Genomic DNA, 25,699 nt, shown 5'->3' with positions numbered 1-25,699 from the left:
ACTCCAACCCTATCTGTAGTCAACACTATTAGGTTAGAATAAACGGCTTTCATGGCGGAAAGCCCGCCATTAACCCATTGTGTTTACACGCCCCAGCGCCTTGCCGACGCAGAGTCCATCAGTAAGGATTATGTCACGCTTGCAAGCCGACGTTTTTGATCCGGGGCGATAAACCTTAATTAAAGCGATCAGGCGAAAAAAGACGACCGATGGAAGAACTGTACCACCCAAAAAAAGTTGAGCAGGAAGCGCAAAAGTTCTGGGAAGAAACCGATGCATTCAAAGTGGACGAAGAGCCAGGCAAAGAGAAGTTCTACTGCCTGTCCATGTTCCCCTATCCCAGCGGCAAGCTCCACATGGGCCATGTCCGTAACTACACCATCGGCGACGTCATCTCCCGCTACCAGCGGATGCAGGGTAAGAACGTTCTCCAACCCATGGGCTGGGACGCATTCGGTCTACCGGCGGAAAACGCCGCGTTGAAAAACAACGTGGCGCCAGCCAAGTGGACTTACGAAAACATCGCTTACATGAAAAACCAGTTGAAGCTGTTGGGCTTCGGTTATGACTGGAACCGTGAGCTGGCCACATGCCGCCCTGAATACTACAAATGGGAGCAATGGTTCTTCACCCGCCTTTACGAGAAAGGGCTGGTCTACAAAAAAATGTCCACGGTCAACTGGGACCCAGTGGACGAGACTGTATTAGCCAATGAACAGGTTATCGACGGCAAGGGCTGGCGCTCCGGCGCAGTTGTGGAGCGTCGCGAAATCCCGCAATGGTTCATTAAGATTACGGATTACGCGGAACAACTGCTCAATGATCTGGACCAGCTGGAGAATTGGCCCGAACAGGTCAAAACCATGCAGCGCAACTGGATCAACAAGTCTGAAGGGGTTGAGTTCCACTTCAAGCTGAAAGAGCACGATGGCGACCTGCTGGTATACACTACGCGCCCTGACACCATCATGGGCGTGACTTACGTCGCAATCGCACCACAGCATCCGTTAGCGTTGGAGGCCGCCGCCAATAATCCTGAATTGGCGAAGTTCCTGGACGAGTGCAAAAACACCAAAGTCGCAGAAGCGGACATGGCCACGATGGAAAAGCGCGGCATGGACACCGGCTTCTTTGTCATCCACCCGCTTACAAACGAGCCTGCGCCGATCTGGGTCGCCAACTTTGTCTTGATGGACTACGGTTCTGGCGCAGTCATGTCAGTGCCCGGTCACGATGAGCGCGACCACGAGTTTGCGCGGAAATACGGCTTGCCCATCAAGCAGGTTATTTCCGTCATCGACGCCGATGAGGCGGATATTCAGGAAAAAGCCATTACCGAGAAAGGCATCCTGGTCAACTCTGGCGAATTTACCGGCATGACTTCCCTGGAAGCGTTTGATGCAGTCGCCGAAAAGTTGACCGCCATGGGAATCGGTGAGAAAAAAGTCAACTATCGTCTGCGTGACTGGGGTGTATCCCGTCAACGTTACTGGGGTGCGCCAATCCCCATGATGACGCTGGAAGATGGCTCGGAAGTTCCCGTTCCTTTGGCCGACCTCCCCGTGAGGTTACCTGAAGACGTGGAAATGGACGGCGTCAAATCCCCCATAAAAGCAGATCCCAACTGGAGCAAGCGCAGCTACAACGGCCAGCCAGCCACCCAGGAAACCGACACCTTCGACACTTTCATGGAGTCCTCCTGGTATTACGCGCGCTTCTGCTGCCCCAACCTGGAATCCGCCATGTTGGACCCCGCAGCCGCCAACTACTGGCTGCCCGTAGACTACTACGTAGGCGGAATCGAGCACGCCATTCTGCACTTGCTGTACTCTCGCTTCTTCCACAAATTGCTGCGTGACGAAGGTTTAGTGGACAGCGACGAGCCATTCAAGAAGCTGTTGTGCCAGGGCATGGTGATCGCAGAAACCTTCTACCGCGAAGATCCATCCGGCAAGAAAATCTACTTCAACCCCAAAGACGTTCGCATTGATCTTGATACTCAAGGCAACTCTCCAAAGGCCTTCCTCAATGAGGATGGCCAGCCCGTCATCATTGGGCCCAAGGAGAAAATGTCCAAGTCCAAGAACAACGGCGTTGACCCGCAAGAGCTGATTGACAAGTACGGCGCCGACACTGTTCGCCTCTTCACCATGTTTGCGGCGCCGCCTGAGCAATCACTGGAGTGGTCAGAGTCCGGCGTTGAAGGTCAACATCGTTTCCTGCGCCGCCTGTGGAAACTGGTGCACACACACGTTGAGAAGAAAGGGGCTGCGCCGCTGAATGTGGCCGAACTGAATGAAGCTCAGCGCACACTGCGTCGCAAGACTCATGAAACCATCAAGAAGATGACCGATGAGTTTAATCACCGCATGGCGATCAACACGGGCATCGCTATGGTGATGGAGCTATTGAATGAGTTAAGCCGTTTTGAAGACGAATCGCCCCAAGGCTTGGCGGTTGTACAGGAAGCGCTTGAAACAGCCGTGTTGGTGCTGGCTCCGATTGTACCCCACATTAGCCACGGTCTGTGGCGCGAGCTGGGACACGAAGACATCGTCATGAACGCTCCCTGGCCAAAGCTGGACGAAAAAGCGCTTGAGAAAGACAGCATAGAGCTGGTTGTTCAAGTGAACGGAAAGTTGCGCGCACGCATCCAGGCGGCGGCAAACACCAGCAAAGATGAGCTTGAGAAAATGGCGTTCGATGATGAGAACGTTCAGCGCTTCATGGAAGACAAGACCGTCGTTAAAGTCATCGTTGTACCAGGAAAACTGGTCAATATCGTGGTGAAGTAAAGCGATGCGAATCGGTATAAGACTAATCTTGGCGGGGATGGCCAGCCTCCTCGTCAGCGGTTGCGGCTTTCATCTGCGCGGCCAGATGGAACTCCCTTCGTCTCTCCAGGCGCTCAATTTGAGCTGCCCGGAGGGCGACGCCAGAGTGCTTTGCGGACAGGTGCGCGAACGCCTGCAGCAAGCCTCAGTTCAGGTCAGCGAGGGAGGAGCGGATGCTCCCACCCTGGCGATCGGGAGCGTTGAAAACAGCCGTCGCGCCGTGAGTCTGGACAGCAGCGCCAACGCCGCCGAATATGAGCTTTCCCGCAAAGTCACTTTCAGCCTGACTGACACGCAAGGCGAGCCATTGATTCAACCGACGTCGCTACAGCAGTTCCAGTCTTACCAATATGACAAGCTCAGCGTGCTTGGCAAAGAGAAAGAAGAGAACAGCATCCGCGACGACCTGGACAAGCTGCTCGCCACAGAAATTCTCAATCGTCTGGCGGTATATAGCGAACAAGCTTCGGCGCCGGCGGCGAACTGAATTTTTCTCATGCGCATTAAACCAGAGCAGCTGCAAAGCAACCTGAACAAACATCCCCCCGCCGTTTTTGTGGTGAGCGGGGATGAACCACTGTTGCGCCAGGAAGCCTGCGACGAGATTCGCGCTTACAGCCGTAAACAGGGGTTTAGCGAGCGCATCGTCTTTCACGCCCCCAAGAACTTTGACTGGAGCGCTCTTGATGAGCACACCCAGTCTTTCTCCCTCTTCGGCGAAAAAAAGCTACTGGAAATTCATCTGGACAGCCTGCCAAATGATGGCGGCAAAAAACGTCTCGCCGCCTTTAGCGAGAACCCACCTGAAGACTGCCTGATGCTGATCATCAGTGATCGCATTGAGTCCTCCACTCTCAATACAAAGTGGTTCAAATCCATTGAGACGCACAGCCTTCACGTTCAGGTATGGCCGGTCAGCCACGATCAATTGCCCAACTGGATAAATCAGCGACTGCACAAACTAGGGTTCACTCCTACATCCGGCGCTGTAAAGGCATTATGCGATCATGTTGAGGGTAATTTACTGGCGGCCCGACAGGAGATGGAGAAACTGCGTCTACTGTCCGACGACGCCAATCTGGACGAAGAGCAAGTCCTGCGCGGCATATCCAACAGCAACAAGTTCACCGTATTTAATCTGGTGGACGCCTGCCTGGAGCGCAACCCCAAACAGGCGCTAAAAGTGCTACAAACGCTACAGGCGGAATCCTTTGAACCGACCATCGTGCTTTGGTCTCTGGCCCGCGAGGTGCGCCTGATCGCCAAACTCTACAAACATTCGCAAACTTCCCAGGGCCTGGAGCAGGCGCTGCAGAAGGAAAGAGTTTTCAAGAATCGCTGGGCCCTGTACAAACGCTTCATTCCACGCTTTAACGCCGCCCGCCTTCGAGACATTCACCAGGCCTGTCAGGCCGCGGACAGATCCATAAAAGGCTTGGATAGCACTCCTGTTTGGTCTACCCTGACTTACGCCGCATTGGAGCTGGCGGGCGCAGGATTATCCACATCCTGATTGATCTCCCGCCACGGGAAAGCCACCCTCAGGTTGATGCAGATCAACCAGTTAACGCTGTTGCTGTCTATGATTAATGGAACCTAAATCATCGGGAGAGATGAAGCATGAGCACACTGCAAGACGAGATCAAAAGACTCAAAGACTCACTTAAACAGGAAAGGGACGAGTTGCGGCTACAGCTGAATCTGGCCAAGGCGGAAGTCCGGGACGAGTGGGAGGATCTTGAAAAAGACTGGGATAAGTTCGTCGGCAAACTGCAGCAGGCAGGCAAGGAAGCAGGCCAAACCGGCAAAGAAGTCAGCGAAACCGCCAAGAAAATGGGCGAAGAGTTACGCTCCGGTTACCAACGCATCAAAGATCGCCTCAAGTAATCCCTAGCCTGGGGTTAACCCCCTACGCTTAGCCGCTACCGGCCCCCTATCATAGGAAGCGGCCCTGTTTACACTGTACTTTGCTGACAATTTGTAATATAGGTGTAAATGGGTCCGCTTAGCCCTGACCATGTCAGCGGCCCTGCGAATCACCGAATAAAAACAATCAGATTACGGATCCGCAAATGAGGAACACAGTCACCGTCCTACTGGGTGTTTTCATGGCGGGCTTGCTTAACGTCACCCACGCCCAAACCAAATTCAACGATCCCAAACAGACACTCAAGGAAGAATTCTGGGGCAAACTGTACGCCAATGGCGGCAAGACGTTCTTTTGCAAAAAAGAGTTCAGCAAGAAAAGCATCCTCGTCACTGAAAGTTATATCTATTCATCGCTTTGGATCAGAGACAACCTGGAGTGCGGCACTCCTCGACAATGCAGGGAGAACAACGAGGCATATCGCCGCATGGCGTCTGATTTGCACAACATCTACCCAGAAGACGCCCGCTTTGAACTAGAGCGCCGCGCGGCAAAATTTGAAGAGCTAGGCAATGAAGTCAAAGCCAATGAGTGCGGCATCCGTCAGGTATTCGGCATTATCGACCCTCCTGACGACATAAAAGGCGACATCGCTCGAAGCCTTCTTTACATGCACACCACTTACAATCTGCCTTTATACGGCAATCTGGACCAACTAAAACGCTGGTCACGCGCCGACCCTCCTACTCCAGAGGAGATCGCTCGAGATATACAGATTCGAGAGCTGCAGGGCAACAGCAACCCCTTTATTACCCATCCCGAGTCCGCCGACCAAGTCATGCAGAACCGCTGACGCTTCTTTACAGCCTAGACGCACATTTGAGTCAGACAGCCACAAAAAAAGCCCGCATCGCGGGCTTTTTCGGCTATTCCTCAGTGCAATTTAAAACTGCTCTACATCCAGCGCCATCATATCGCCGCTACCTGACTTGATAGACTCAGCCAAAGACACTGTACGCGGCAGAAGTCGACGGAAGTAATAGCGAGCAGTTTTCAGCTTGGCGTCATAGAAACCAGAGCTGTCGCCAGCTTGTTTCTCAATCGCTACTTTCGCCATCATTGCCCAAACGTGCGCAAATGCGACGTAGCCGAACAAATCCAGATACTCAACACTGGCTGCGCCGACAGCGTTAGGGTCCTGCGCAACCGTCTCCAACACATACTCCGTCACATCTGACAGACGCTCAAGGACGCCCGCCAGCGGCTCTATAAATTCCTGCAGTTCGCTGCAATCGCGGTTAGCCTCAATAAAGTCGGCCACTTCGCCAGCGTATAGCTCGACGAATTTACCGCCGTTCATCGCCACTTTGCGCCCCATCAGGTCAAGCGCCTGAATGCCGTTAGTGCCTTCGTAGATCTGTGCAATGCGCACATCGCGCACCAGCTGCTCTTGACCCCATTCACGGATGTAGCCGTGACCGCCAAAGACCTGCTGGCCAAGCACAGTGCTATCCAGACCACGATCCGTCAAAAACGCCTTGGCGACAGGCGTCAACAGAGCCACCATCGCTTCAGCGTGCTGTTTCGCAGCGGCGTCGTCAGAGTACTTGGAGATATCCAGATACTTCGCCACATAGGTGGAGAACGCCCTGCTGCCCTCAATCAGAGCCCGCATGGTCATTAACATCCGACGCACATCTGGATGCACAATAATAGGATCAGCCGCTTTTTCCTTAGCAACCACACCGGTGGCGGCGCGCCCCTGAATACGGTCTTTCGCGTACTCAACTGCGTTTTGGTATGAGCGCTCCGCCGCCGCCAGGCCTTGTACGCCAACGCCCAGGCGCTCGTAGTTCATCATGGTGAACATGCAGGCCAAGCCTTTATTCGGCTCACCGACCAACCACCCCTGCGCGCCATCAAAATTCATGACACAGGTAGCAGAGGCTTTAATGCCCATCTTGTGTTCGATTGAACCGCAAGACACTGGGTTGCGCTCACCAACGCCCCCCTCTTCAGTAACTTTGAATTTAGGCACCAGGAACAGAGAGATACCTCTTGAACCTGCTGGAGCGTCAGGCAGCTTCGCCAATACCAAATGAATGATGTTTTCACTCAGGTCATGCTCGCCGCCGGTAATAAAAATCTTTGTGCCAGTGATAGCGAAGGAACCATCGCCATTAGGCTCGGCTTTGGTTCTGATAATACCCAGATCTGTTCCTGAGTGTGGTTCAGTCAAACACATGGAGCCCGCCCATACGCCTGAATACAGGTTCGGCAAATAAGTTTGCTTCAGCTCATCAGTTGCGTGAGCATCGATCGCCAAACAGGCGCCAGCCGTCAACATGGGGTACAAACCAAAAGAAATATTCGCGGATTGCACCATCTCTTCAACCTGGGCGCCCAACATCTTCGGCATCCCCATGCCGCCGAAGTCGGGATTACCGCCCAACCCACACCAACCACCTTCGATAAAGGTGTTATAGGCCTCCTTGAAGCCCTTTGGCGTCGTCACCACTCCCTCGTTCCATTGGCAACCTTCTTCATCTCCGCTCCGGTTGAGAGGCGCCAGCAAGGAAGACGCTATTTTGGCGGCCTCCTCCAATATGGCGTCCGCAGTATCCGGGTCAACAGTGTCGCGCGCGCCCGGCAAGCTGAGCCAAAGTTTATCGGCTTCAAACACTTCTTTGAGTAGAAACTGCATGTCACGAAGCGGCGCAGAATAATCAGCCATGGTTACTCCCTCGAGCTAAATCGCTTTGTCTGAATGAATGTCTTTCTGTTTGTGTTTATTGTCGCGCTATTATCTGGCTATTACGAATCCGGCCACATACCGGTTCGCATCGGTATGTAAAAAAGCCCGCAACAGCGGGCTTATTTTGTCCCTATACGGAATCAGAACGCAAAGTTTTCCACTTCCATATCCATCATGCAGTTAGCGCCGTTGAGTGCGGACTGTGCATGAGACAGAGTGCGAGGCAGAATGCGCTTGAAGTAAAAACGGGCAGTTTGCAGTTTCGCCGTATAGAAGCCAGTTTCAGTGGTTCCTTCCGCCAGCTTCTGCTGCGCCACCAGCGCCATACGCGCCCAGAAATACGCCAGCACAGCGTAGCCTGAGTACATCAGGTAGTCCACAGAGGCGCCGCCCACTTCGTCGCGGTTCTTCATCGCAGCCATACCAATCTTCATAGTGAGGTCGCCCCACTCTTTGTTCAGCTTGGCCAACGGCTCTACGAACTCGCTCATATCCGCATTTTCCGCCTGATCTTTGCAGAACATATGAACCAGCTTGGTGAAGCGCTTCAGTGATTCACCCTGAGTCATCAGGATTTTACGACCCAACAGGTCAAGCGCCTGAATACCAGTGGTTCCTTCGTACATCAACGCGATACGAGTGTCGCGAACGATCTGCTCCATACCCCACTCGGAGATGAAGCCATGACCGCCATAAACCTGCATTCCCAGGTTAGCGGACTCGTAACCAATTTCGGTCAGGAACGCTTTAGCGATTGGAGTCAGGAAGCCCATCAACTCGTCTGCTTCATTGCGAACTTCTTCAGTAGCGCCATGGTGAACGAAATCGCCTTGCACTGCGGTGTAATAAATCAGTGCGCGTGAACCTTCAGTGAACGCCTTTTGCGTCAACAACATACGACGTACGTCAGGGTGTACGATAATAGGGTCGGCAGGTCCATTTGGATTCTTCACGCCCGACAAAGAACGCATGGCCAAACGGTCTTTTGCGTAGGTCAAAGCGCCCTGGAAGGACAGTTCAGACGCGCTCAAGCCCTGAATAGCGGTTCCCAGACGCGCGAAGTTCATGAATGTGAACATGCACGCCAAGCCTTTGTTCTCTGGCCCGATCAGGTAACCTTTGGCGCCATCGAAGTTCATGACGCACGTAGAGTTGCCATGAATCCCCATTTTATGTTCGATAGAACCGCAAGTTACGCTGTTGCGCTCTCCCAGACTGCCATCATCATTCACCAGGAACTTGGGAACGATGAACAGTGAAATGCCTTTGGTGCCTTGTGGTGCGTCTGGCAAACGCGCCAAACAGATATGAACGATGTTTTCCGCCATGTCATGTTCGCCAGCGGAAATAAAAATCTTGGTTCCAGTGATGCTGTAGCTGCCGTCAGCATTAGGTTCAGCTTTTGAGCGCAGAATACCCAGGTCGGACCCACAATGCGGCTCGGTCAGACACATTGTGCCGGTCCACTCACCGCTGACCAGTTTGGGTAGATACGCCGCCTTCTGCTGTTCAGAGCCGTGCAGGATGACAGTGTTAACCGCGCCATGACTCAAACCTGGGTACATCCCCCAAGCCCAGTTGGATGACCCGACCATTTCACTCATAACCAGACCGAGAGACTCGGGCAAACCTTGTCCGCCGAATTCTTCTGGCGCAGTCATTGAAGGCCAGCCGCCTTCCACGTATTGCTGGTAAGCTTCTTTGAAGCCAGTAGGAGTGGTTACGCCGTCTTCGCTCCAGGTACACCCTTCCTCGTCTCCCACCCGATTAAGGGGGGAAAGGACCTGCTCACAGAACTTTGCTCCTTCCTGGATTATTGCGTCCACCATGTCTGGGGTCGTCATTTCCGCACTCGGTAATTCCTTGTAATGAGACTGCACATTCAGCAGTTCATCCATCACAAACCTGATATCGCGTAAAGGAGCTTTATATTCCGGCATAACGTTTACCTCAATCTCTACTCGGCGCAGCAACACGAGGCCGCCACTTTTTATTCCATGTTCTGGATTTTTTTCACAGTGAGCCACAATACTCACCGATATATCAAACAAGTGTTTGAAACATACGTTTGCTTACGGGGATTGTCAAGAACGATTAGAGTTAAAGTTCCAATTTTTAATAGCCGTTTATCGAGGCGTACGCAACAATACTTACAAAATAAAATTAAACCATTTAAAAACAAATAGTTATGCAACACAGCAAACGATAACAAACACAAGTCAGGAAATGATAAATGAGTAATATTTTGTAAGTAACGGCCTTTGCCTAAGCGGCGCAAACCAGCGCTCGGCAAGGTTAAGAATCAGTAAAGAGAGTCTAGATCACTTCATCCAATTGAATGCTGGGTTGCAGCCCCTGCTCAAAAGCTTGCCCAATGCGAATCAGGTCAAGATAGGTGCGAATGGCTTCACTTTCACGCTCACCGGAAGAACCGCGACTGTCCTCTTCTTGCTGCCGCTGCTCACGCTCCTGCTGTTGCTCAGCCCGCAACTCCGCGCGCCCATCCGACTGTTGCTGCACAAGCTCAGAGCGCGCCTGCAAAATGGCCTGAGTCGCACGCGCTGCGACAGACCGATCCTGAGAAGAGGGTTCTGCCGGAGCCAACGCCGCCCTTCGGACCTGCTCCATCTTCCTTATCGTCGCCTCAGGATTACCGGGCACTGACGACACATCAATCGGCACTTCGCCGCCGACGGCGTATGAGCGCCCATCTGGTCCGCGAGAGTAAGAATATTGCGGAGCCCCTGCATAGAGGCCGCCAACAGCCACATGCGCCTGCTCATGTTGCCGCACTTCCAGATCCCGTTGCGACAATTGAGAGATTGCAGCTAAATCACTTTCACTCAATCCGCCACCGGAGTCGCCGGTAGCCGACCGCCTGGGCTGCTCATCCTGGCTAGGCGCGGAAGCCCCTCCAGCTTCACCGCCACCTTCCTGGATAGCTCCAGACGCCCCCTCAATTACACGGTCAACCGCTTCTCCTCCATCACCATTTGGTGATACAGGCACGGTCTCGACAGCAGGAGCTTCCTGACCAGCAACCGCCGCCCCATCCGCCTCCGTAGTTGAAGGCTGGACTACCTGAGGCGTCACGCTTGAAGTCTGCGCGAAGCGATTGTAAATAACAGTAGGAAAAGAGTTGGAGGAGGAAGAAGGCGCACTGGGCTCCAATGGCTGGACAGGAGGCAGAGTGGATTCCAGGTCGGAAATAGCGACAGCGGAGCTGCTCACCTTCGTGGGAGGCGAGTATGGGGTAACAGAACTGATGGCGGGTTGTCCCGCTCCGGCTACCTGCACCTTATGCTCCCGTTCACCTCGCTAAGCCTCGTCGCGACCGCAACTACTCAGGCTTTGATATCCAGTAGCGTTCCCAGGGTTTCGTCGGCGCTTTTAATGACTTTCGCCGAAGCTTTAACGCCATTTTCGTACAGCTTAAGGTCCACAATGGACTCAACGACATCGTCGACTGTACGCACCTCACCAGAATCCTCGGCGGGTTGACCTGCTTTGGCGATTTCAGTCGCCGCTTTTTCCATTCCCTGGAGATTTTGCTTTACACCTTGCACACCGCTTTGCAAAACGCTTGAAATCATCGCATTACCACTCGGCGATCAGACTAACTCAACCTTGATTGTACCCATCAATTCGTTCAATTTTCAACCAGCGACAAAATTTCTTCACAAAGTCGCAGCCCAACCGTACCTTTTGGCGCGCCTATGCATCAGTCAAACAATGAAGCTAGCCGCAAGGAGGTCTGAACATTGGGACTATCCGGCGCTTCCGCCCTGGGAATAACGCCCAGGCAGGGCGCAGAAATTCTGGCGCTCAGTGTTTCAAGGTTATCCGCCAGTTGGGGCATGACTTCCGCTGACAACTGATTGGCCACCCACCCCGCCAACCTCAGGCGCCGACCACGCAGCGCTTCCACGGTCAGTAAGGCGTGATTGATGCACCCTAAACGCATGCCCACCACGAGAATGACAGGAATATCCAATATTGCGGCGAGGTCACTTAAATATTCACGCGGATTCAAGGGCGTCAACCAGCCGCCCGCGCCCTCAACCAAAGAAAAGTCATGAGGCGTCATCAAGGCGCCACGACACAGCCCAGCCAATCGAGGGGCAGACAAAGTGCGTCCCGCCTGCTGCGCGGCGATATGAGGAGCTATCGCAGGCTCCAGAGCAATGGGATTTACTTGAGCATACGGAAGCTTCACTGTGGCGTAGCGCAGCAACGCCAGTGCGTCTTCATTTCGCAGTCCATCCGGGGTCTGCTCACAACCGGAGGCAACCGGCTTCAAGCCCAGTGTACGCCTCCCCTGGGCACCAGCCGCATGCAGTAACGCAGCCGATACAAAGGTCTTGCCAACCTCTGTATCCGTCCCTGTTACAAAAAAAGTCTTCGCCATGAATTAGATCCTGCTATATACGCAGACCCCAACATGATAGGTGGCGGGCACCCCTTGTTCCTGTCTGCATTTTTCATAGTTTTCAAGCACCTGTCGCAGCCGTCGCTTGCCAGTCAGGCCTTGCGGGCGCTCCGATTGAATATTGTGGGCGCCAATGCCTTTAAGCTCTTTCATAACACCGAGTGCGGAGTCATGAAAACGCACATGCAGGGATTCTCTACATTCTCCTTGCAATCCACAGGAAGCCGCCGCCTCAGCGATCTGTTCCGCGTCCAGAAAACGGTTGACGTGCCTATCTCCATCCACTCCACCCCATGCCTGCTCCAGCTCAAACAACGTTTGCGTCAGCAATGTGGAGCAAATCAGTCGCCCTCCCGGCCGAAGCACTCTGCTCGCTTCAGCAAACCAAACACGGGGGTCGTCCAGCCACTGCATCGCCATATTGCTGAACACAAGATCCTGACTGGCGTCCGCCACAGGTAGCGACTCCATATCAGCCACAGCCCAGAGCGCCGCAACATCACCGTGATGCGCACGGGCGTACTCAATCATCCCTGGCGACAGGTCATAAGCGCACAATCTCGCTTCCGGAAAGCAGTTCTTCAGACGCTGAGTCAGCCATCCCGTACCACACCCCACATCGATAATATCCTGTGGAGCACTTTCTCGGATGAGCGACACTAGGCTTTCGCCCACTTCTTTTTGCATGCCCGCCAAGAGGTCATAGGTCGCAGCCGCGGCGCTAAACGACTCAGCTACCTTGGATTTATCCATGACGCCACGCTCCAAATCAGCAAAAGAGGAAGTCGACACAATGGATTTAAACGTTACTGCATGATTCATCGAGTTGGTCCACGCTTTTTCATCCTGACTGCAGACATTCCGCAATGAAACGGCTTGCCTCTGCATCGGGGAAGTGGCTCATGCCACTGATTATTTTCACTTGGTGGGCGGGGTAATTTTGCTGAAGGGGTTGCGCCAGATCTACCGGGGCAATCGCGTCCGCCTCCCCTAGAAAGTGAACGACCGGGATATCAAGGCGCGCTAATTCATCACGCAGGTCCCAGCTCCGCAACCACTCCAGAGATGCGCTCAACTGTTGATCTGACCAGGACTCAATTTCAGAGGCGAAGCCTAAAGTCTGTCGAGCTTGCGCTCGCGCCGCAGTGGCGCCTTGGGTCTGCAACAGATTAAAGCGCCTCAGTAATCGTCCACGATCCGCTTTCAAGTCTTCCGCGAAGCTATCGAGCAATTCCAGGCCGACGCCGGGCCAACAACCGTCACCAGAGAAAAATGGATTGCAAGCCACCAACGCCAAACCCGCCACCATCCTGTTTTCCTCAGCCAATCTGCGAATCGCCAAAGAACCGCCTAACGACCATCCCACGATAAGGGTTCGCTCATTCCACTGGGCGGATAGCTGGGTAGCAAGCGCAACATAGGAATCATTCAGCGTCCAGGTCGTAACCAATGAAGCGCCGCCAAATGCCTGCTCCAGAGGCCCCAGCGCCGACTGCGGTTGCGCCCAACCGCCAATCAGATGAACTGACTCAAAGCATCCGTCAAGCATTCACCGCTCCAGTAACAATGGCGGCGCCACGATATCTATAGAGGACTTCCAATAATTGGTTCAGGTCATCATCTGTATGGGCGGCGCTAAAGGTCACGCGTAGTCGCGAGGTGTTTGCTGGGACCGTTGGAGGGCGAATTGCCGTTATCAGAATGCCTTCTTGGCGTAACGCTTGGCTCAACTCCATCGCTGTAGCCGCGTCGCCTATTAAAATGGGTTGTATCGGAGTGGAAGAGGCCTCCAGCTGATAGCCCATTCCTATTGCCTCTTTACGGAAGCGCACCACCAATTCATTCAATCGTTCACGACGCCAGGATTCTTCACGACTGATACGTAAACTGACGCGCGTCGCAGCAGCGATCGCCGGGGGCATGGAAGTTGTGTAAATATAGGTTCTGGCGAATTGCACCAGTGTTTCAATCAGTTCTTCCGGGCCGGCGACAAAGGCCCCGGCTGCGCCATAGGACTTGCCAAGTGTTCCCATCAGAATTGGGATATCGCTCTGGTTCAACCCAAAATGGGCCGCACACCCTCCGCCCTCGGCTCCCAGCACGCCAAAACCGTGAGCGTCATCCACCATCAGCATGGCGTCTTTGCTATGGCATATCCGGGCTATGACGTCTAACGGAGCAATATCTCCGTCCATGCTGAATACACCATCCGTGATCACCAGGGCCCGGCTGTCGCCCACCTCATCCAACCGCGACGCCAGATGCTCTGAGTCTGCATGGCGATAGCGCAGCAGTTTTGCGCCAGACAAGATCCCCGCATCTAGTAGCGAGGCATGGTTGAGTTTGTCCTCAATGACGTAGTCGCCTCTGCTCAACAGTGCAGACGCCACGCCAAGGTTAGCCATATAACCGGTTGAAAATAGCAAGGCGCGATCGCGCCCCGTGAATTCGGCCAGATCTAACTCCAGTTCATGATGGGCGCGATGGTGACCGATAACGAGATGAGAAGCGCCACCGCCAAGGCCATACTCACTCAGGGCCTGCTGCGCGGCGGCGATGACGCGAGGGTCGTTGGCCAACCCTAAATAGTCATTGCTGCAGAAGGCGAGATATTCTCGGCCCTCAATCATAACCCGAGGCGCTTGCGGGCTGTCTATCGTCAAGCGGCTGCGGTAAAGAGCCTGCTGTTTCCGCGCCGCCAGCGTCTGCGCAAGATGCCCCCATTTAGACATGAGGTTTACGCAGTTTTTGTCGCGTCGTAGAACATGCTTTCCATGCGTTGTTGCTGGTCATGCGCCTGAATGGCGTCATGCAGATACGCCTCCTGCTGATCCTCCGAATGCGCTTGTTCGCGCTGTTCCGGACGAATACCCAACTTCTTGAACAGCATCATATCCTTATCCGCTTCGGGGTTAGGCGTAGTCAGCAGTTTCTCGCCATAGAAAATAGAATTGGCGCCCGCCAGGAAGCACATCGCCTGCATCTGCTCATTCATGTCCTCACGCCCTGCGGACAAACGCACGTGAGACTTGGGCATGAGGATTCGCGCTACGGCGATAGTGCGGATAAAATCGAACGGATCTATGTCCTCCTGCACTTCCAGAGGCGTACCTTGCACTTTGACCAGCATATTGATCGGCACGCTTTCAGGATGGCTTGGCAGATTCGCCAATTGAGCGAGTAATGCAGCGCGGTCACGGGCGCTTTCCCCCATACCCATTATGCCGCCGCAACAGACTTTCATACCCGCGTCCCTAACATTTTGCAGCGTTTCCAGACGATCGGAGTAAGTCCGCGTGGTGATAATTTCACCGTAGTAATTTTCAGAAGTGTCCAGGTTATGGTTGTAGTAATCCAAACCTGCGCCAGCAAGCTCCAACGCCTGATCCGCCGTCAGCATACCCAGAGTCATGCAGGTTTCCATCCCCAGAGATTTAACCTGCTTGACCATCTCAAGGACGTAAGGCATATCTTTGGCGCGAGGGTTTCTCCAGGCCGCTCCCATACAAAAACGGCTGGCGCCTTTTTCTCTGGCGGCCTTGGCCTCGTTCACTACCTTTTCCACTTCCAGCAGCTTCTCTTTTTCAAGGCCGGTATTGTAGTGGCCGCTCTGAGGACAGTACTTACAGTCTTCGGGGCAGGCGCCGGTCTTGATGGAAAGCAGAGTGCTGACCTGTACTTCATTCGGATCGAAGTTTTGCCTGTGCATGACTTGCGCCTGAAATAATAAGTCATTGAAAGGTAAAGCGAAGAGAGCTTCGACTTCTTCCAGAGACCAGTCATGGCGGATAGGTGATTGCATAGTTGCTGTCATATCAAACTCTTGCTGTTATACAAAACTAGCCGGGGCCTGAGATATAATCCGCCTCGACACAGGAATGTGGACCCAAAAACGAGAGAAATTCATGGAAGACATAATAAGCCGAGCCCAAAAGCTGTCAACCTTTCTCAGAGAAAAGGTTAACAGCTTACAACTAAAGCATTGCTTGCTTTGCCTCGAATCAGGGTGCGTTACTCATATTTGCTCCGCCTGCGTCGCGGATTTAACCGCCCCCAAACACCCCTGCCCCCGTTGCGGAATCAGTCGGGTGGCTCCCGATACCGCCCCCTGCGGGCGTTGTCTTCGTCAACCGCCATCTTTTGACGCCAGCACCAGCGCTTTCGACTACTCCTTCCCATTGAGTCAAGTCATTGGGCAGCTAAAGTATGGAGATAAACGATATTGGGCCAGGGCGCTCGCACAGGCGGCTCTCCCTGCCTTTGTACAAGCCTGCGCGCACATTTCAACCCCCGTGCTGATTCCCGTGCCAATGCATAAGAGCAAGCAGCGTAAACGCGGATTCAATCAGGCGGAACTGCTGGCGCGAAGCCTGGCCCGCTACGCCAATGCGAAGTTCAGCAGTAAGCTGTGCCGCCGGATCAAGGCCTCTCCACCTCAAACCGGACTGAATCAAAAAAACAGACGCAGCAATGTGAAAAATAGCTTTGCGGCGTCATCCAAGCTCCCTCAGCAACCGCTGATTATTATTGATGATGTCGTCACTACAGGCAGTACGGTGGATGAGCTGGCGCGCACGCTGAAATTGGCGGGGGCGCTTGAAGTCTATGTTTTCAGTATTGCCAGGCGCTCAATGGATTGAGCCTCTTAACCATTTAATACACGCTTCACCACCGTCTCCGCTAATGCAAGCGATGCGGTCAGTCCAGGCGACTCAATGCCAAACAGGTTATACCAACCTGCAACGCCATTTTCTTCCGGCGTATTGATGACAAAGTCCTCAGCGCGCGCGCCCTGTGGCGACAACTTGGGACGGACACCCGCATACGCCGGCTGCAGCATGCCCTCCGGCAACGCAGGCCAGTAATTGCGTATAGCCTGGGCGAACTTGGCTATCCTTTGCGGGTCCACACTGAACTCAGGCTGATCGACCCACTCAACATCAGGACCAAAACGCGCCTGCCCCCCCATATCCAGAGTCAAGTGCACACCCAGTCCACCGTTCTCCGGCACTGGGTATATCAGGCGCTGAAAAGGGCTGCGCCCCGATAGCGAAAAGTAACTTCCTTTGGCGAAATAGATTGGAGGAATTCCAGCAGATGGATAGCCGTCCACGTTAGCAAGCACTCTCATTGCATCCAATCCAGCGCAATTTACAACCACTTCCGCACGCACCTGACAGGGCGCAGCGCCGCCAACGTTCAAGGTAATCCGCCCCGTTTCAATAAACCCGCCCAGCAGGGGCGCGTTAAACGCCGCAATCCCGCCCGCGCGTTCAAAGTCGCCCTGCAAAGACAACATGTACTGATGGCTGTCGATAATGCCTGTGGAGGGAGAATACAGAGCGCCAACAGATCTTAATTCGGGCTCCATCGCCAAAGCTTGAGCCTGAGTCAACCACTGTATATCCGCCACGCCATTGGCGGCGGCCGCCTCATATATTTGCTGCAGGGCGCCTATCTGTTCAGGGTGGGTTGCAACGATGAGCTTTCCGCAACGCTTATGAGGAATCCCCCGAGAAGCACAGTATTCATACAACAGCGCCTTACCCCTCACACAGGTTTCAGCTTTCAGGCTGCCTTGCGGATAGTAGAGGCCAGCATGAATCACTTCACTATTGCGAGATGATATGCCGGAACCAATAAGGCTCTCGCGCTCCAACAGCAGCACATCTTGCCCGCCTTCAGCCAACGCTTTGGCCACGCTTAGCCCCACGACACCAGCGCCAATCACTACAATGGATGTTTCAAAAAGCTCCATAACAAGTTCGTCGCTCTCATCTGCTTAATGATTGATATAAACGGAAAAATTGGCCGAACAGATAGAATTTATCCTAGAATTGGAGGCCTCGGAAGCCCTGATAGCAGGGTCCGGTGTTCTCCCGCCTTGCCAGCAACTCAAAAGGACCCGCGCAGTGAGCGACGTCAACGCCTCTGATTCACTCTTTTTTCGAATAGCGCCTTACTTGGGATTGGCGGGAACATCATTATTTTGGGCGGGTAATGCTCTGGTAGCGCGGGGCTTCAATGACAGCATCCCACCGTTGGCGCTGTCTTTCCACCGCTGGCTGGTTTGCGCGCTCCTCATTTCACCGTTTATTTTGCGGGCGTTCCTGCGCCACAAAGACACTATAAGGCAGCATTGGCTCAAGATCAGCGTGCTCGCTTTTCTTGGCGTGGCGACTTACAACTCACTGCTTTATACCTCTGCGCAATTCACCTCTGCACTTAATATCACGTTAGTGAACTCGCTGTTGCCGGTAGCCACTCTGGTTTTAGCGATGCCTTTGCTTGGTCAGCGCCTGAATATTAAAAGCGGGGCCGGCGTGTTGCTCGCCTTTCTCGGCGCCTTATACGTGATACTGCATGGAGAACCAAGCGCACTGCTCTCTTTGCAGATGAACGCCGGCGACAGCATCATGGCGGCGGCGATGGTTATTTGGTCACTATATTCAGTGTTGCTGAGAAAATGGGCCATCCCCATCCCAGGCTTCGACTTGTTCGCTATTTTGCTGGGATTGGGGCTACCGATGATCCTGCCCTTTTACGCTTTGGAGCATCATTTTAAAGGCGGATTTGAGTGGAGCTATGACTTGGCGGCGGTTATCGCCTACGTCGCGATATTCCCGTCGCTCTGTGCATACCTGCTATGGAACTACGGCGTCACTAAGACTTCGCCCAGTACCGCCGCTTTATTCGCTTATTTGACGCCGCTGCTTACCGCCCTGTTATCCATCCCTTTTCTTGGCGAGCATCCAGAAACCTACCACCTTATCGGCGGTGGAGCGATTTTGGCTGGATTGTGGCTCTCTCAGGATATGGGCAAAAGTGTCAAGCCGCTGGCTCCAAAACCTCGAACTTGACGCCTCTTTGCTGCAATCGATCCATCAATGGACGCCCCATCGCCATGACCGGCGTGATCACGCCGTAAGATTTTGGTAATTTGCGTCGATCGAGCGCCAGACACAAGCCGCTTTCCGCCAGCATTTTTGAGGTTTCTCCATAACCTGGGTCGCCCCCACTTACCTGCGTCTTTATCTGGCGACCATCACAGGAACCAATAAACACCACCTTAAACCAGCCCCGGCTACGCTGCTCAGGCGTGGGCCCCTGCCCGGCGGGCTTGAGACTTAAAAGCCAATTACGCGTAGGCTTGAGTTGAGCCAACGCAAATACGCCGCCGACAAACGCGGCGCCTGCAATAACCCGGGGCAACTTTTTCACCTGGACATAATGGCCATACTTAAACTCCTGACCATACTGCTCAAGCGCCCTGGCGCTACGCTTCACCACTTGGGGATCAATAGTAGGGAAAGGACACGCCCAAGCGTTGATTTCCTTACGGAAACGCAAATTGAAATCCACACTGCCGACTTTACGGGGAGATTCTGACATGTGAGGTCTGTTGCGCTTATCGGCCCGCGCCTGTCGGGCTCTCGAAAATGCGTGCACGGCGGAATGCCAGGTTCCGCCGGAAAAAGCGCCGCCAGCGCGAACAAACCCTTCCAGCTTAACGGGGTTGGCGGCCAGAGCGTCTGCAGGCAAGCCCTGGGTTAATTCAGTCACCGTATAATAAGCCCCCAGATCATGGGGAATGCTGTCAAAGCCACAACAATTTACTATTCGGACCTTATTACGCTTGGCGACCTCATCGTACTGGCTGATCATCGCGTCTACGAATTCAGGCTCTCCTGTAAGGTCTGCATAATCTGCGCCCTGGGTAACACAGGCCTTGATCACTGGTTCGCCGAACTTGATATAGGGACCAACTGTATTGATTACCGCCTTCGCGTCTTTCGCCATCGCATCCAGGCTGGCCTGATCTTCGATATCCGCCTGAATCACATGTAAACGACTACGCACATCCGGATTAACAGAACACAGGCGCTTCTTTAATCGCTCCAGCTTTTCTGGATTTCGTCCGGCAATCGCCCAAACGAAGTCCTCCCGCATCATCGCCCTCGCCAGATACTCGGCGGTCAACTCTCCTGTGTATCCCGTCGCACCAAATAGAACCAGATCATAAATTTTCTTGTTCGCCATGTGGATATCCTTGTACCGACTTGACAGTATGCCTAGCGCCACGCGTTAATAAGCCGTTCGACCTAGGACGCGAGAATCCGTCAATTCTCACCCGAATGCAAATACATACATTAATAATCCGGTTATAATACCCCCCGCCCAAGGTAAAACAACAGACAATCCGGGGGCTTAACGCTAATGAAACTTGGAATAGAATTACCGACATGTCGGATAAAAAACAATTTGCCATAGTGATGCTGGTATCGGCGCTGTTTGTATTATGGATTTTATACGGCAGCCTGGAGATAGTTTTCATAAACGACGAGCTCAAAGAAGACCCCGTACTTTCAAAGTACCCCTATCATTTCAGGGTCATAGAGAAAGATGGCCGCGTCGCCGTCATGGGCACCCTGCATTCCAACCAGAAGACTCTTTCGAAAGCGTTGCGCATTGTCTTCCCTGAGCTAAAGGACGAGAGGGACAACTCACGCGCCCTGCTACAGGCGGAAAAAGATTTCGCCAGAATGCAGGCTTATGCGCAGGACCTTGTGTTGAAGAATGAAGCTTTCGACTTTGTTCGTTGGGAGCTTGATGAAAATTGGCTTCGAGTTCAGGGCATACCTTTTGAAATGAAAGGCCCGGACGCCGCTTCCCCCATGGCTGACGCCAACGCCAACTAGGCACGCATACGAAAAACGCCCCGATGGGGCGTTTTTTATATCTCGCAAAAAAGGATCAAAGCCCCTTTAAACTATGCTGAGAAAGGATGTCTCAATATGATCGTCTCATTACGATCCGGGCCAGTGGAAATGACATCGATTGGCGCTTCAATCTGCTTCTCCAGGAAGGAGATATAGTCTTGCGCGTTCTTTGGCAGATCCTCTACACGCTTAACGCCAAAAGTGCTCTCTTTCCAGCCTGGCAGCTCTTCGTAAACTGGCTCTACTTCACCAAACGCTTCGCAATCGATCGGCGGACGCGTAATCTCAACGCCATCTGCGGTGCGATAGCCAACGCACACTTTCACAACATCCAGACCATCCAGAACGTCCAGCTTAGTCAAACAGACCCCGGAAACACTGTTGATTTGGATCGCGTGACGCAGAGCAACCGCATCAAACCAGCCACAACGACGAGGACGACCAGTCGTTGCGCCAAACTCATTGCCTTTCTTCGCCAAATAGGCGCCAACGTCATCGAACAGTTCCGTCGGGAATGGGCCTGAGCCTACGCGCGTTGCATAAGCCTTGGTGATGCCCAACACATAATCCAGATACATCGGACCAAAGCCGCTACCGGTCGCAGTACCGCCCGCAGTGGTGTTGGATGAGGTAACGAAGGGATATGTGCCCAGGTCGATATCCAGCAAGGAGCCCTGAGCGCCTTCAAATAGAACATTCTCGCCGCGCTTTCTGAACTCATGCAGCATGTCGGTGACGTCCGCCATCATCGGCAGCAACTCTTCCGCCATCTTCAGCGTTTCGTCGAGCGTTTTCTGATAATCGATCGGAGCGACCTTATAGTAGTGCTCCAGAACAAAGTTCTGGTACTGCATGATTTCTTTCAGCTTCTCAGCAAAACGCTCTGGCTTCGCCAAATCACCAAGACGCACGCCGCGACGCGCCACTTTGTCTTCATAGGCGGGACCAATTCCCCGGCCAGTCGTGCCAATTTTCGCAGAACCCAAGCGCTCTTCCCGCGCCAAATCCAAGGCCTTATGGTAAGGCAGAATCAGAGGACATGCAGGGCTCAGGAAAAGACGCTGACGAACAGGTACGCCTTTGTCTTCCAGGGTCTTGATCTCAGACAGCAACGCATCCGGCGCCAACACAACGCCATTACCTATAAGGCAGGCGACATTGCTGCGCAAAATTCCAGAGGGAATCAGGTGCAGAACGGTTTTCTGTCCGTCTATCACCAAAGTGTGCCCGGCGTTGTGTCCGCCTTGGAAGCGAGCCACCGCAGCGACTTCTTCCGTCAGCAGATCTACAATCTTACCTTTGCCCTCGTCACCCCATTGAGTGCCGAGAATGACCACATTTTTGCCCATGATGATTAAATCTCTATTTAACGTGATTAGGATTGAATTCGGTTAAGGGCGTTACGATCCATTGCCCCGACTCGTCCCGTACGATTTGGCGATCGCAGTGGGAAGCCCAGTGGCCGGCTTCCTCACCGGGCATCAGTTGTATAACTCTGTCGCTCCGCCGCAACTGCCTGATCAGCTCCCATAACTCTGCATCCTGACCGTTTGGAGCTAAAATAGCGCCCGCCGGCTGCGCCCATTCGCGCCTGCCCATGCGGTATAAAGCTTTCAAATCCACACTGAAGCCCATTGCAGGGCGTCCCCGACCAAAATCGCGCCCTACTTCGTCATAGCGGCCGCCTTTCGCCACCGCCTGTCCCAGGCCTTCGGTATATGCAGCGAACACCAGACCGGTGTAATACTTGTAACCGCGCATTTCACAGAAATCGAAGTAAATCTCCACTTCCGGATAACGCTCGCCAATAACTGCGGCGACCTGGCTCATTTCGTCCAGCGCGTATTCAATATCTGGATTGCCCGCAAAAATTCTGCGCGCTTCTTTCATTTTCTCTTTGCCGCCAGCCAGCCTAGGCAGCGCCATTACTTTTTGACGAATCGCTTTATCTGGGATAGTAGCAGCGATTTCATCAACTTCAGGAATCGCTTTCCTGCGTAACGCCTCAAACAGCTCATCAGACTGAATTTTGGACAGTTTCGCTTCCGCCAGTATCGCCTGATAGACGCCCACATGAGCAATATCCATGTGCAGCGGACTGATCTTAGCCAGATTCAGCGTTTCCAGCATCAGAGAGATAATCTCAATATCTGCGGCTGAACCCACTACGCCATAAAGCTCGCACCCAGTCTGAATAGGCGTGCGCGAAGAAAACATACTGGGAGATTTTGTGCGCAAAACGCTGCCGATGTAACAGAATCGACTGGCGACATCATGGGAGCGGCGTGAGTCTATACGAGCCACCTGGGGCGTCATATCCGCTCTAATTCCCATCAGCCGTCCAGTAAGCTGGTCCGTCACTTTGAACATCTCCAACTCCAGATCGCGTCCGACGCCGATAAGCAGAGAGTCCAGGAACTCCAACAGGGGCGGTACGATCATTTCGTAACCCCAAGAGTGGTAAAGGTCCAGCAACTGTCGTCTCAATTCCTCAATGCGCTTGGCCTCTGGCGGCAATAACTCTTCCACGCCATCAGGGAGAAGCCATAAATCAGATTCGGACATTGACTGCGTATCGCCAAACATTCATTTCACCTTTTGGTGCGCAACGTTTTGTGTGAATGGAAGATCACTGTCTGATCAGGTATAAAAGGGCGGTCCCCACAAGCATGCTTACAAGTCCGGCCAGCCGCATGATTCCATCATCGACCTGCGCCAACCTGACCACCATGTTTCGCCAGCGTCGCGGATACAGAAAAGGAAGGACGCCTTCCAACACCAGCATCAGACAGAGCGCAATTCCCAGTTCCCGCCACATTGGAACCCCTCATCGCTTTGCTTTGCACCATTCAAACCAAGGCGCAAAGCCACACAAAATATATACAGTTGCCAGTATTTAATCACAAAAAAACCGGGATAGTTCCCGGTTGCAGAATATTACCACTATTTCGGCGGCTTCCCAATGCTTTTTAAGGCTGGGTTAATTCCCCTGGGAAGCCCCTCGCGGTTGTTTCAGGTACCTAAGAAACTCGCTATCCGGTTGCAGGATCAGCAAGTCTCCCTTACTGGAGAAGGTCTGCTCATAAGCACCCATGCTCCTGTAGAAAGAGTAAAACTCAGGATTTTTACTGAATGCGTCAGCGTAGATTCTGGAAGCGACGGAGTCGCCTTCGCCTCGAATCTGCTCTGCTTCTTTATACGCATTTGCGTCAATAACAGTTCTTTCAGCATCCGCCGCCGCACGTACAGCTTCAGCTTGCTCCTCACCTTGTGAACGATGCTGCTGAGCAATTTTCAGACGCTCAGACTCCATCCGTTCGTAAACAGAGTCACTGACGCGAGTTGGCAGCTCAATCGCACGAACGCGGATGTCGTTGATTTCAATACCAAACTCTGTGCGAGCGATCTGATCCAGACTCTTGGTCAACTCTTCCATCAGCTCTTCACGCTCACCCGCCACGACTTCGTGCATAGTGCGGCGACCAAACTGGTCGCGCAGACCGTTATCAATACGCGACTCCAGCAGGCGTACTGCATTATTCTCATCGCCGGCAGTGGAACGATAGAACTGCCCCACATTCACTATGCGCCATGTTGCATACGAGTCGACATCCAGCGGCTTTTGCTCACCGGTAAGGTAACTCTTGGTTGGCAAATCCATTACCAGCACACGGATATCGAACTTACGAGCCACATCCACAAAGGGAATTTTGAAGTGAAGCCCGGCTCCGATATCGGATTCAACCATACCGCCAAAGCGCAATAATACGGCTCGATGAGTTTCTGGAACAATGTATACGCCTTGCATGACGACAATGATGGCCAGCAAGATAGCGCCGAGAGAAATTGCAAATCTTGTAGTCATTATTGGCCCCTGCTTCTGCTCAGAATTTCGTTACGGGAACGGAAATCCTCCACCGCACGGGAAGAACCGCTGGAGCCCGTATCGACATTACGCGGAATAATAGCGCCCGCTGCGGGAGCCGCATCTGCGCGATTCAGCATTTTATCCAATGGAAGATACATGATGTTGTTCCCTTGCCCTTGATCCACCAACACTTTGCTGCTGCCGGACAGAACTTTCTCCATCGTATCGATATATAAACGCTCGCGAGTTACCGCTGGCGCGCTCTCATAGATCTCGAGCACCTTTAAGAAACGCTGGGTTTCACCTTCAGCCTGCGCAATCACCTGATCCCGATAAGCTTTAGCTTCTTCAATGACCCGCTGCGCCTTACCTCGTGCTTCAGGCACGACCTGATTTTTGTACGCTTGCGCGCGGTTGATAACCTTCTGCTCATCCTCTTTCGCGCGTTGAACTTCTTCAAACGCGGACTTAACTGCGGCAGGAGGCTGCGCGGCGTTGATGTTAACCTTCTTCACCTCAATGCCAGAGCCATAAAAATCAAGGTAACGCTGCAAACGGTCCTGCACGTTAATCGCCAGAATCGCACGCCCTTCCGTCAGAACCTTATCCATAGACTCAGAGCCAACCTCGTGACGCAGAGCACTATCGATTGCAAAGTCCAAGGTCGTGACTGGGTCGCGCATCACCAGAGTATATTTACGCAAGTCGCCAATGACGTACTGAACGGTCAGATCAATATCAACGATATTTTCATCTTCCGTCAGCATGTGACCTTTTTTCTTCTGATTGCGAACCGAGGTGACTTCCTCGATAAAGACTTGGTCGATCAGGGGGATCTTAAATTGCAGACCAGGCTGGCGCGTATCCAGATACTTACCAAAGCGCAGCACAATTGCGTTTTCTTTTTCGTCTACGCGGAAAACAGAACTGGAGATAGCAAGCAGCACTAAGACAACGATGATAATCGCCGCCACGCCGCCAGAAACTCCACCACCGCCGGAAGAGCCGCCTCGAGGCTTGCCGCCAAACAATCCACCGACTTTCTCCAGACCTTTGCGAATGACTTCATCCAGATCCGGCGGTCCGTCATTTTTGTTGCCGCGACGGCCTGAGCCCCATGGGTCCTGATTATTATTTCCGCCTGGTTCATTCCAAGCCATTTTATTCCCCTTCGTTGTGAAGATTTAAAGCTTGCGCGTAATACTATTTATCTATGTCTCGATCGG

The 25,699-nt window shown here is 53.2% G+C and carries 24 protein-coding genes; 8 read left to right on the top strand and 16 right to left on the bottom strand.

Features of this window, described 5'->3' with window-relative positions; translation table 11 throughout:
* The first annotated feature begins 209 nt into the window (after positions 1-209).
* From leuS to EUZ85_RS08875, 5 genes are all read left to right on the top strand, one after another.
* The gene (gene leuS / locus EUZ85_RS08895; protein WP_127968958.1) at positions 210-2,795 is read left to right on the top strand and encodes a leucine--tRNA ligase; all 2,586 of its coding nucleotides are present in this window, start codon (positions 210-212) and stop codon (positions 2,793-2,795) included.
* Positions 2,796-2,799: 4 nt separating this feature from the next.
* A complete protein-coding gene (lptE, locus tag EUZ85_RS08890) occupies positions 2,800-3,321 on the top strand; it encodes an LPS assembly lipoprotein LptE (protein ID WP_127968957.1) in 522 nt (173 codons plus the stop codon).
* A 9-nt stretch (positions 3,322-3,330) separates the two neighbouring features.
* Positions 3,331-4,347 carry a DNA polymerase III subunit delta gene (gene holA, locus EUZ85_RS08885; RefSeq protein WP_127968956.1) on the top strand — a complete coding sequence of 339 codons (1,017 nt, stop codon included), beginning with the start codon at positions 3,331-3,333 and terminating at the stop codon, positions 4,345-4,347.
* A gap of 107 nt (positions 4,348-4,454) precedes the next feature.
* The gene (locus EUZ85_RS08880) at positions 4,455-4,721 is read left to right on the top strand and encodes a hypothetical protein (protein ID WP_127968955.1); all 267 of its coding nucleotides are present in this window, start codon (positions 4,455-4,457) and stop codon (positions 4,719-4,721) included.
* 185 nt (positions 4,722-4,906) lie between these two features.
* Entirely contained in the window at positions 4,907-5,554 is a 648-nt protein-coding gene (locus EUZ85_RS08875) for an endonuclease (protein ID WP_241566997.1), read from the top strand.
* A gap of 90 nt (positions 5,555-5,644) precedes the next feature.
* Here EUZ85_RS08875 and EUZ85_RS08870 read toward each other — a convergent pair whose 3' ends face one another.
* The 9 genes from EUZ85_RS08870 to bioB form a co-directional block, all read right to left on the bottom strand.
* A complete protein-coding gene (locus EUZ85_RS08870) occupies positions 5,645-7,435 on the bottom strand; it encodes an acyl-CoA dehydrogenase C-terminal domain-containing protein (RefSeq protein WP_127968954.1) in 1,791 nt (596 codons plus the stop codon).
* Between the two features lie 161 nt (positions 7,436-7,596).
* Positions 7,597-9,396: an acyl-CoA dehydrogenase C-terminal domain-containing protein gene (locus EUZ85_RS08865; RefSeq protein WP_127968953.1), complete on the bottom strand. Its 1,800-nt coding sequence runs from the start codon at positions 9,394-9,396 to the stop codon at positions 7,597-7,599.
* Positions 9,397-9,772: 376 nt separating this feature from the next.
* On the bottom strand, positions 9,773-10,753 hold the full coding sequence (locus EUZ85_RS08860; RefSeq protein ID WP_206618029.1) for a putative metalloprotease CJM1_0395 family protein: 981 nt from the start codon (positions 10,751-10,753) through the stop codon (positions 9,773-9,775).
* A gap of 47 nt (positions 10,754-10,800) precedes the next feature.
* Entirely contained in the window at positions 10,801-11,049 is a 249-nt protein-coding gene (locus EUZ85_RS08855; protein ID WP_127968952.1) for a flagellar biosynthesis protein FlgE, read from the bottom strand.
* Positions 11,050-11,177: 128 nt separating this feature from the next.
* On the bottom strand, positions 11,178-11,864 hold the full coding sequence (bioD, locus tag EUZ85_RS08850) for a dethiobiotin synthase (protein WP_127968951.1): 687 nt from the start codon (positions 11,862-11,864) through the stop codon (positions 11,178-11,180).
* A gap of 3 nt (positions 11,865-11,867) precedes the next feature.
* Entirely contained in the window at positions 11,868-12,707 is an 840-nt protein-coding gene (gene bioC, locus EUZ85_RS08845) for a malonyl-ACP O-methyltransferase BioC (RefSeq protein WP_164887208.1), read from the bottom strand.
* Between the two features lie 19 nt (positions 12,708-12,726).
* Entirely contained in the window at positions 12,727-13,434 is a 708-nt protein-coding gene (locus tag EUZ85_RS08840; protein ID WP_127968949.1) for an alpha/beta fold hydrolase, read from the bottom strand.
* Entirely contained in the window at positions 13,427-14,617 is a 1,191-nt protein-coding gene (gene bioF / locus EUZ85_RS08835) for an 8-amino-7-oxononanoate synthase (RefSeq protein ID WP_127968948.1), read from the bottom strand. The genes EUZ85_RS08840 and bioF overlap by 8 nt, the downstream gene beginning before the upstream one ends.
* Before the next feature lie 5 nt (positions 14,618-14,622).
* Positions 14,623-15,699, bottom strand: a complete 1,077-nt coding sequence (gene bioB / locus EUZ85_RS08830) for a biotin synthase BioB (protein ID WP_127968947.1) — start codon at positions 15,697-15,699, stop codon at positions 14,623-14,625.
* A 274-nt stretch (positions 15,700-15,973) separates the two neighbouring features.
* Here bioB and EUZ85_RS08825 point away from each other — a divergent pair, with 274 nt between their 5' ends.
* Positions 15,974-16,525: a ComF family protein gene (locus EUZ85_RS08825; protein ID WP_127968946.1), complete on the top strand. Its 552-nt coding sequence runs from the start codon at positions 15,974-15,976 to the stop codon at positions 16,523-16,525.
* Positions 16,526-16,530: 5 nt separating this feature from the next.
* On the opposite strand, the gene EUZ85_RS08820 is transcribed toward EUZ85_RS08825, so the two are convergent.
* Entirely contained in the window at positions 16,531-17,643 is a 1,113-nt protein-coding gene (locus EUZ85_RS08820; protein ID WP_127968945.1) for an NAD(P)/FAD-dependent oxidoreductase, read from the bottom strand.
* 154 nt (positions 17,644-17,797) lie between these two features.
* Here EUZ85_RS08820 and EUZ85_RS08815 point away from each other — a divergent pair, with 154 nt between their 5' ends.
* A complete protein-coding gene (locus EUZ85_RS08815; RefSeq protein WP_127968944.1) occupies positions 17,798-18,745 on the top strand; it encodes a DMT family transporter in 948 nt (315 codons plus the stop codon).
* On the opposite strand, the gene EUZ85_RS08810 is transcribed toward EUZ85_RS08815, so the two are convergent.
* Entirely contained in the window at positions 18,714-19,925 is a 1,212-nt protein-coding gene (locus tag EUZ85_RS08810; RefSeq protein WP_127968943.1) for a trans-acting enoyl reductase family protein, read from the bottom strand. The genes EUZ85_RS08815 and EUZ85_RS08810 overlap by 32 nt on opposite strands.
* Before the next feature lie 203 nt (positions 19,926-20,128).
* On the opposite strand from EUZ85_RS08810, the gene EUZ85_RS08805 reads away from it, so the two are divergent.
* On the top strand, positions 20,129-20,584 hold the full coding sequence (locus EUZ85_RS08805; protein ID WP_127968942.1) for a hypothetical protein: 456 nt from the start codon (positions 20,129-20,131) through the stop codon (positions 20,582-20,584).
* A 71-nt stretch (positions 20,585-20,655) separates the two neighbouring features.
* Here EUZ85_RS08805 and EUZ85_RS08800 read toward each other — a convergent pair whose 3' ends face one another.
* From EUZ85_RS08800 to hflK, 5 genes are all read right to left on the bottom strand, one after another.
* Positions 20,656-21,954, bottom strand: coding sequence for an adenylosuccinate synthase (locus tag EUZ85_RS08800; protein ID WP_127968941.1), 1,299 nt, complete (start codon positions 21,952-21,954; stop codon positions 20,656-20,658).
* A gap of 13 nt (positions 21,955-21,967) precedes the next feature.
* Positions 21,968-23,191, bottom strand: coding sequence for an ATP phosphoribosyltransferase regulatory subunit (locus EUZ85_RS08795; protein WP_206618028.1), 1,224 nt, complete (start codon positions 23,189-23,191; stop codon positions 21,968-21,970).
* A gap of 43 nt (positions 23,192-23,234) precedes the next feature.
* Positions 23,235-23,423, bottom strand: coding sequence for a DUF2065 family protein (locus EUZ85_RS08790; RefSeq protein WP_127968940.1), 189 nt, complete (start codon positions 23,421-23,423; stop codon positions 23,235-23,237).
* A 162-nt stretch (positions 23,424-23,585) separates the two neighbouring features.
* A complete protein-coding gene (hflC, locus tag EUZ85_RS08785; protein ID WP_127968939.1) occupies positions 23,586-24,470 on the bottom strand; it encodes a protease modulator HflC in 885 nt (294 codons plus the stop codon).
* Positions 24,470-25,633, bottom strand: a complete 1,164-nt coding sequence (gene hflK / locus EUZ85_RS08780; protein ID WP_127968938.1) for an FtsH protease activity modulator HflK — start codon at positions 25,631-25,633, stop codon at positions 24,470-24,472. Before hflK ends, hflC begins: the two co-directional genes overlap by 1 nt.
* Positions 25,634-25,699: the final 66 nt, after the last annotated feature.

It is taken from the genome of Hahella sp. KA22 (assembly GCF_004135205.1).
GTDB lineage: Bacteria > Pseudomonadota > Gammaproteobacteria > Pseudomonadales > Oleiphilaceae > Hahella.
Note: the sequence above shows the minus strand (reverse complement) of the source record. Positions and strands in the feature narration are given on the sequence as shown.

What these genes read in the sequence shown, in the direction of transcription:
- EUZ85_RS08870 (WP_127968954.1), bottom strand. Translation starts at nt 7,435, where the DNA reads ATGGCTGATTATTCTGCGCCGCTTCGTGACATGCAGTTTCTACTCAAA.
- EUZ85_RS08800 (WP_127968941.1), bottom strand. Translation starts at nt 21,954, where the DNA reads ATGGGCAAAAATGTGGTCATTCTCGGCACTCAATGGGGTGACGAGGGC.
- EUZ85_RS08875 (WP_241566997.1), top strand. Translation starts at nt 4,907, where the DNA reads ATGAGGAACACAGTCACCGTCCTACTGGGTGTTTTCATGGCGGGCTTG.
- bioC (WP_164887208.1), bottom strand. Translation starts at nt 12,707, where the DNA reads ATGAATCATGCAGTAACGTTTAAATCCATTGTGTCGACTTCCTCTTTT.
- EUZ85_RS08855 (WP_127968952.1), bottom strand. Translation starts at nt 11,049, where the DNA reads ATGATTTCAAGCGTTTTGCAAAGCGGTGTGCAAGGTGTAAAGCAAAAT.
- holA (WP_127968956.1), top strand. Translation starts at nt 3,331, where the DNA reads ATGCGCATTAAACCAGAGCAGCTGCAAAGCAACCTGAACAAACATCCC.
- EUZ85_RS08840 (WP_127968949.1), bottom strand. Translation starts at nt 13,434, where the DNA reads ATGCTTGACGGATGCTTTGAGTCAGTTCATCTGATTGGCGGTTGGGCG.
- leuS (WP_127968958.1), top strand. Translation starts at nt 210, where the DNA reads ATGGAAGAACTGTACCACCCAAAAAAAGTTGAGCAGGAAGCGCAAAAG.
- bioD (WP_127968951.1), bottom strand. Translation starts at nt 11,864, where the DNA reads ATGGCGAAGACTTTTTTTGTAACAGGGACGGATACAGAGGTTGGCAAG.
- hflC (WP_127968939.1), bottom strand. Translation starts at nt 24,470, where the DNA reads ATGACTACAAGATTTGCAATTTCTCTCGGCGCTATCTTGCTGGCCATC.
- hflK (WP_127968938.1), bottom strand. Translation starts at nt 25,633, where the DNA reads ATGGCTTGGAATGAACCAGGCGGAAATAATAATCAGGACCCATGGGGC.
- EUZ85_RS08880 (WP_127968955.1), top strand. Translation starts at nt 4,455, where the DNA reads ATGAGCACACTGCAAGACGAGATCAAAAGACTCAAAGACTCACTTAAA.
- EUZ85_RS08805 (WP_127968942.1), top strand. Translation starts at nt 20,129, where the DNA reads ATGTCGGATAAAAAACAATTTGCCATAGTGATGCTGGTATCGGCGCTG.
- EUZ85_RS08810 (WP_127968943.1), bottom strand. Translation starts at nt 19,925, where the DNA reads ATGGCGAACAAGAAAATTTATGATCTGGTTCTATTTGGTGCGACGGGA.
- lptE (WP_127968957.1), top strand. Translation starts at nt 2,800, where the DNA reads ATGCGAATCGGTATAAGACTAATCTTGGCGGGGATGGCCAGCCTCCTC.
- bioF (WP_127968948.1), bottom strand. Translation starts at nt 14,617, where the DNA reads ATGTCTAAATGGGGGCATCTTGCGCAGACGCTGGCGGCGCGGAAACAG.
- bioB (WP_127968947.1), bottom strand. Translation starts at nt 15,699, where the DNA reads ATGACAGCAACTATGCAATCACCTATCCGCCATGACTGGTCTCTGGAA.
- EUZ85_RS08795 (WP_206618028.1), bottom strand. Translation starts at nt 23,191, where the DNA reads ATGTTTGGCGATACGCAGTCAATGTCCGAATCTGATTTATGGCTTCTC.
- EUZ85_RS08820 (WP_127968945.1), bottom strand. Translation starts at nt 17,643, where the DNA reads ATGGAGCTTTTTGAAACATCCATTGTAGTGATTGGCGCTGGTGTCGTG.
- EUZ85_RS08865 (WP_127968953.1), bottom strand. Translation starts at nt 9,396, where the DNA reads ATGCCGGAATATAAAGCTCCTTTACGCGATATCAGGTTTGTGATGGAT.
- EUZ85_RS08790 (WP_127968940.1), bottom strand. Translation starts at nt 23,423, where the DNA reads ATGTGGCGGGAACTGGGAATTGCGCTCTGTCTGATGCTGGTGTTGGAA.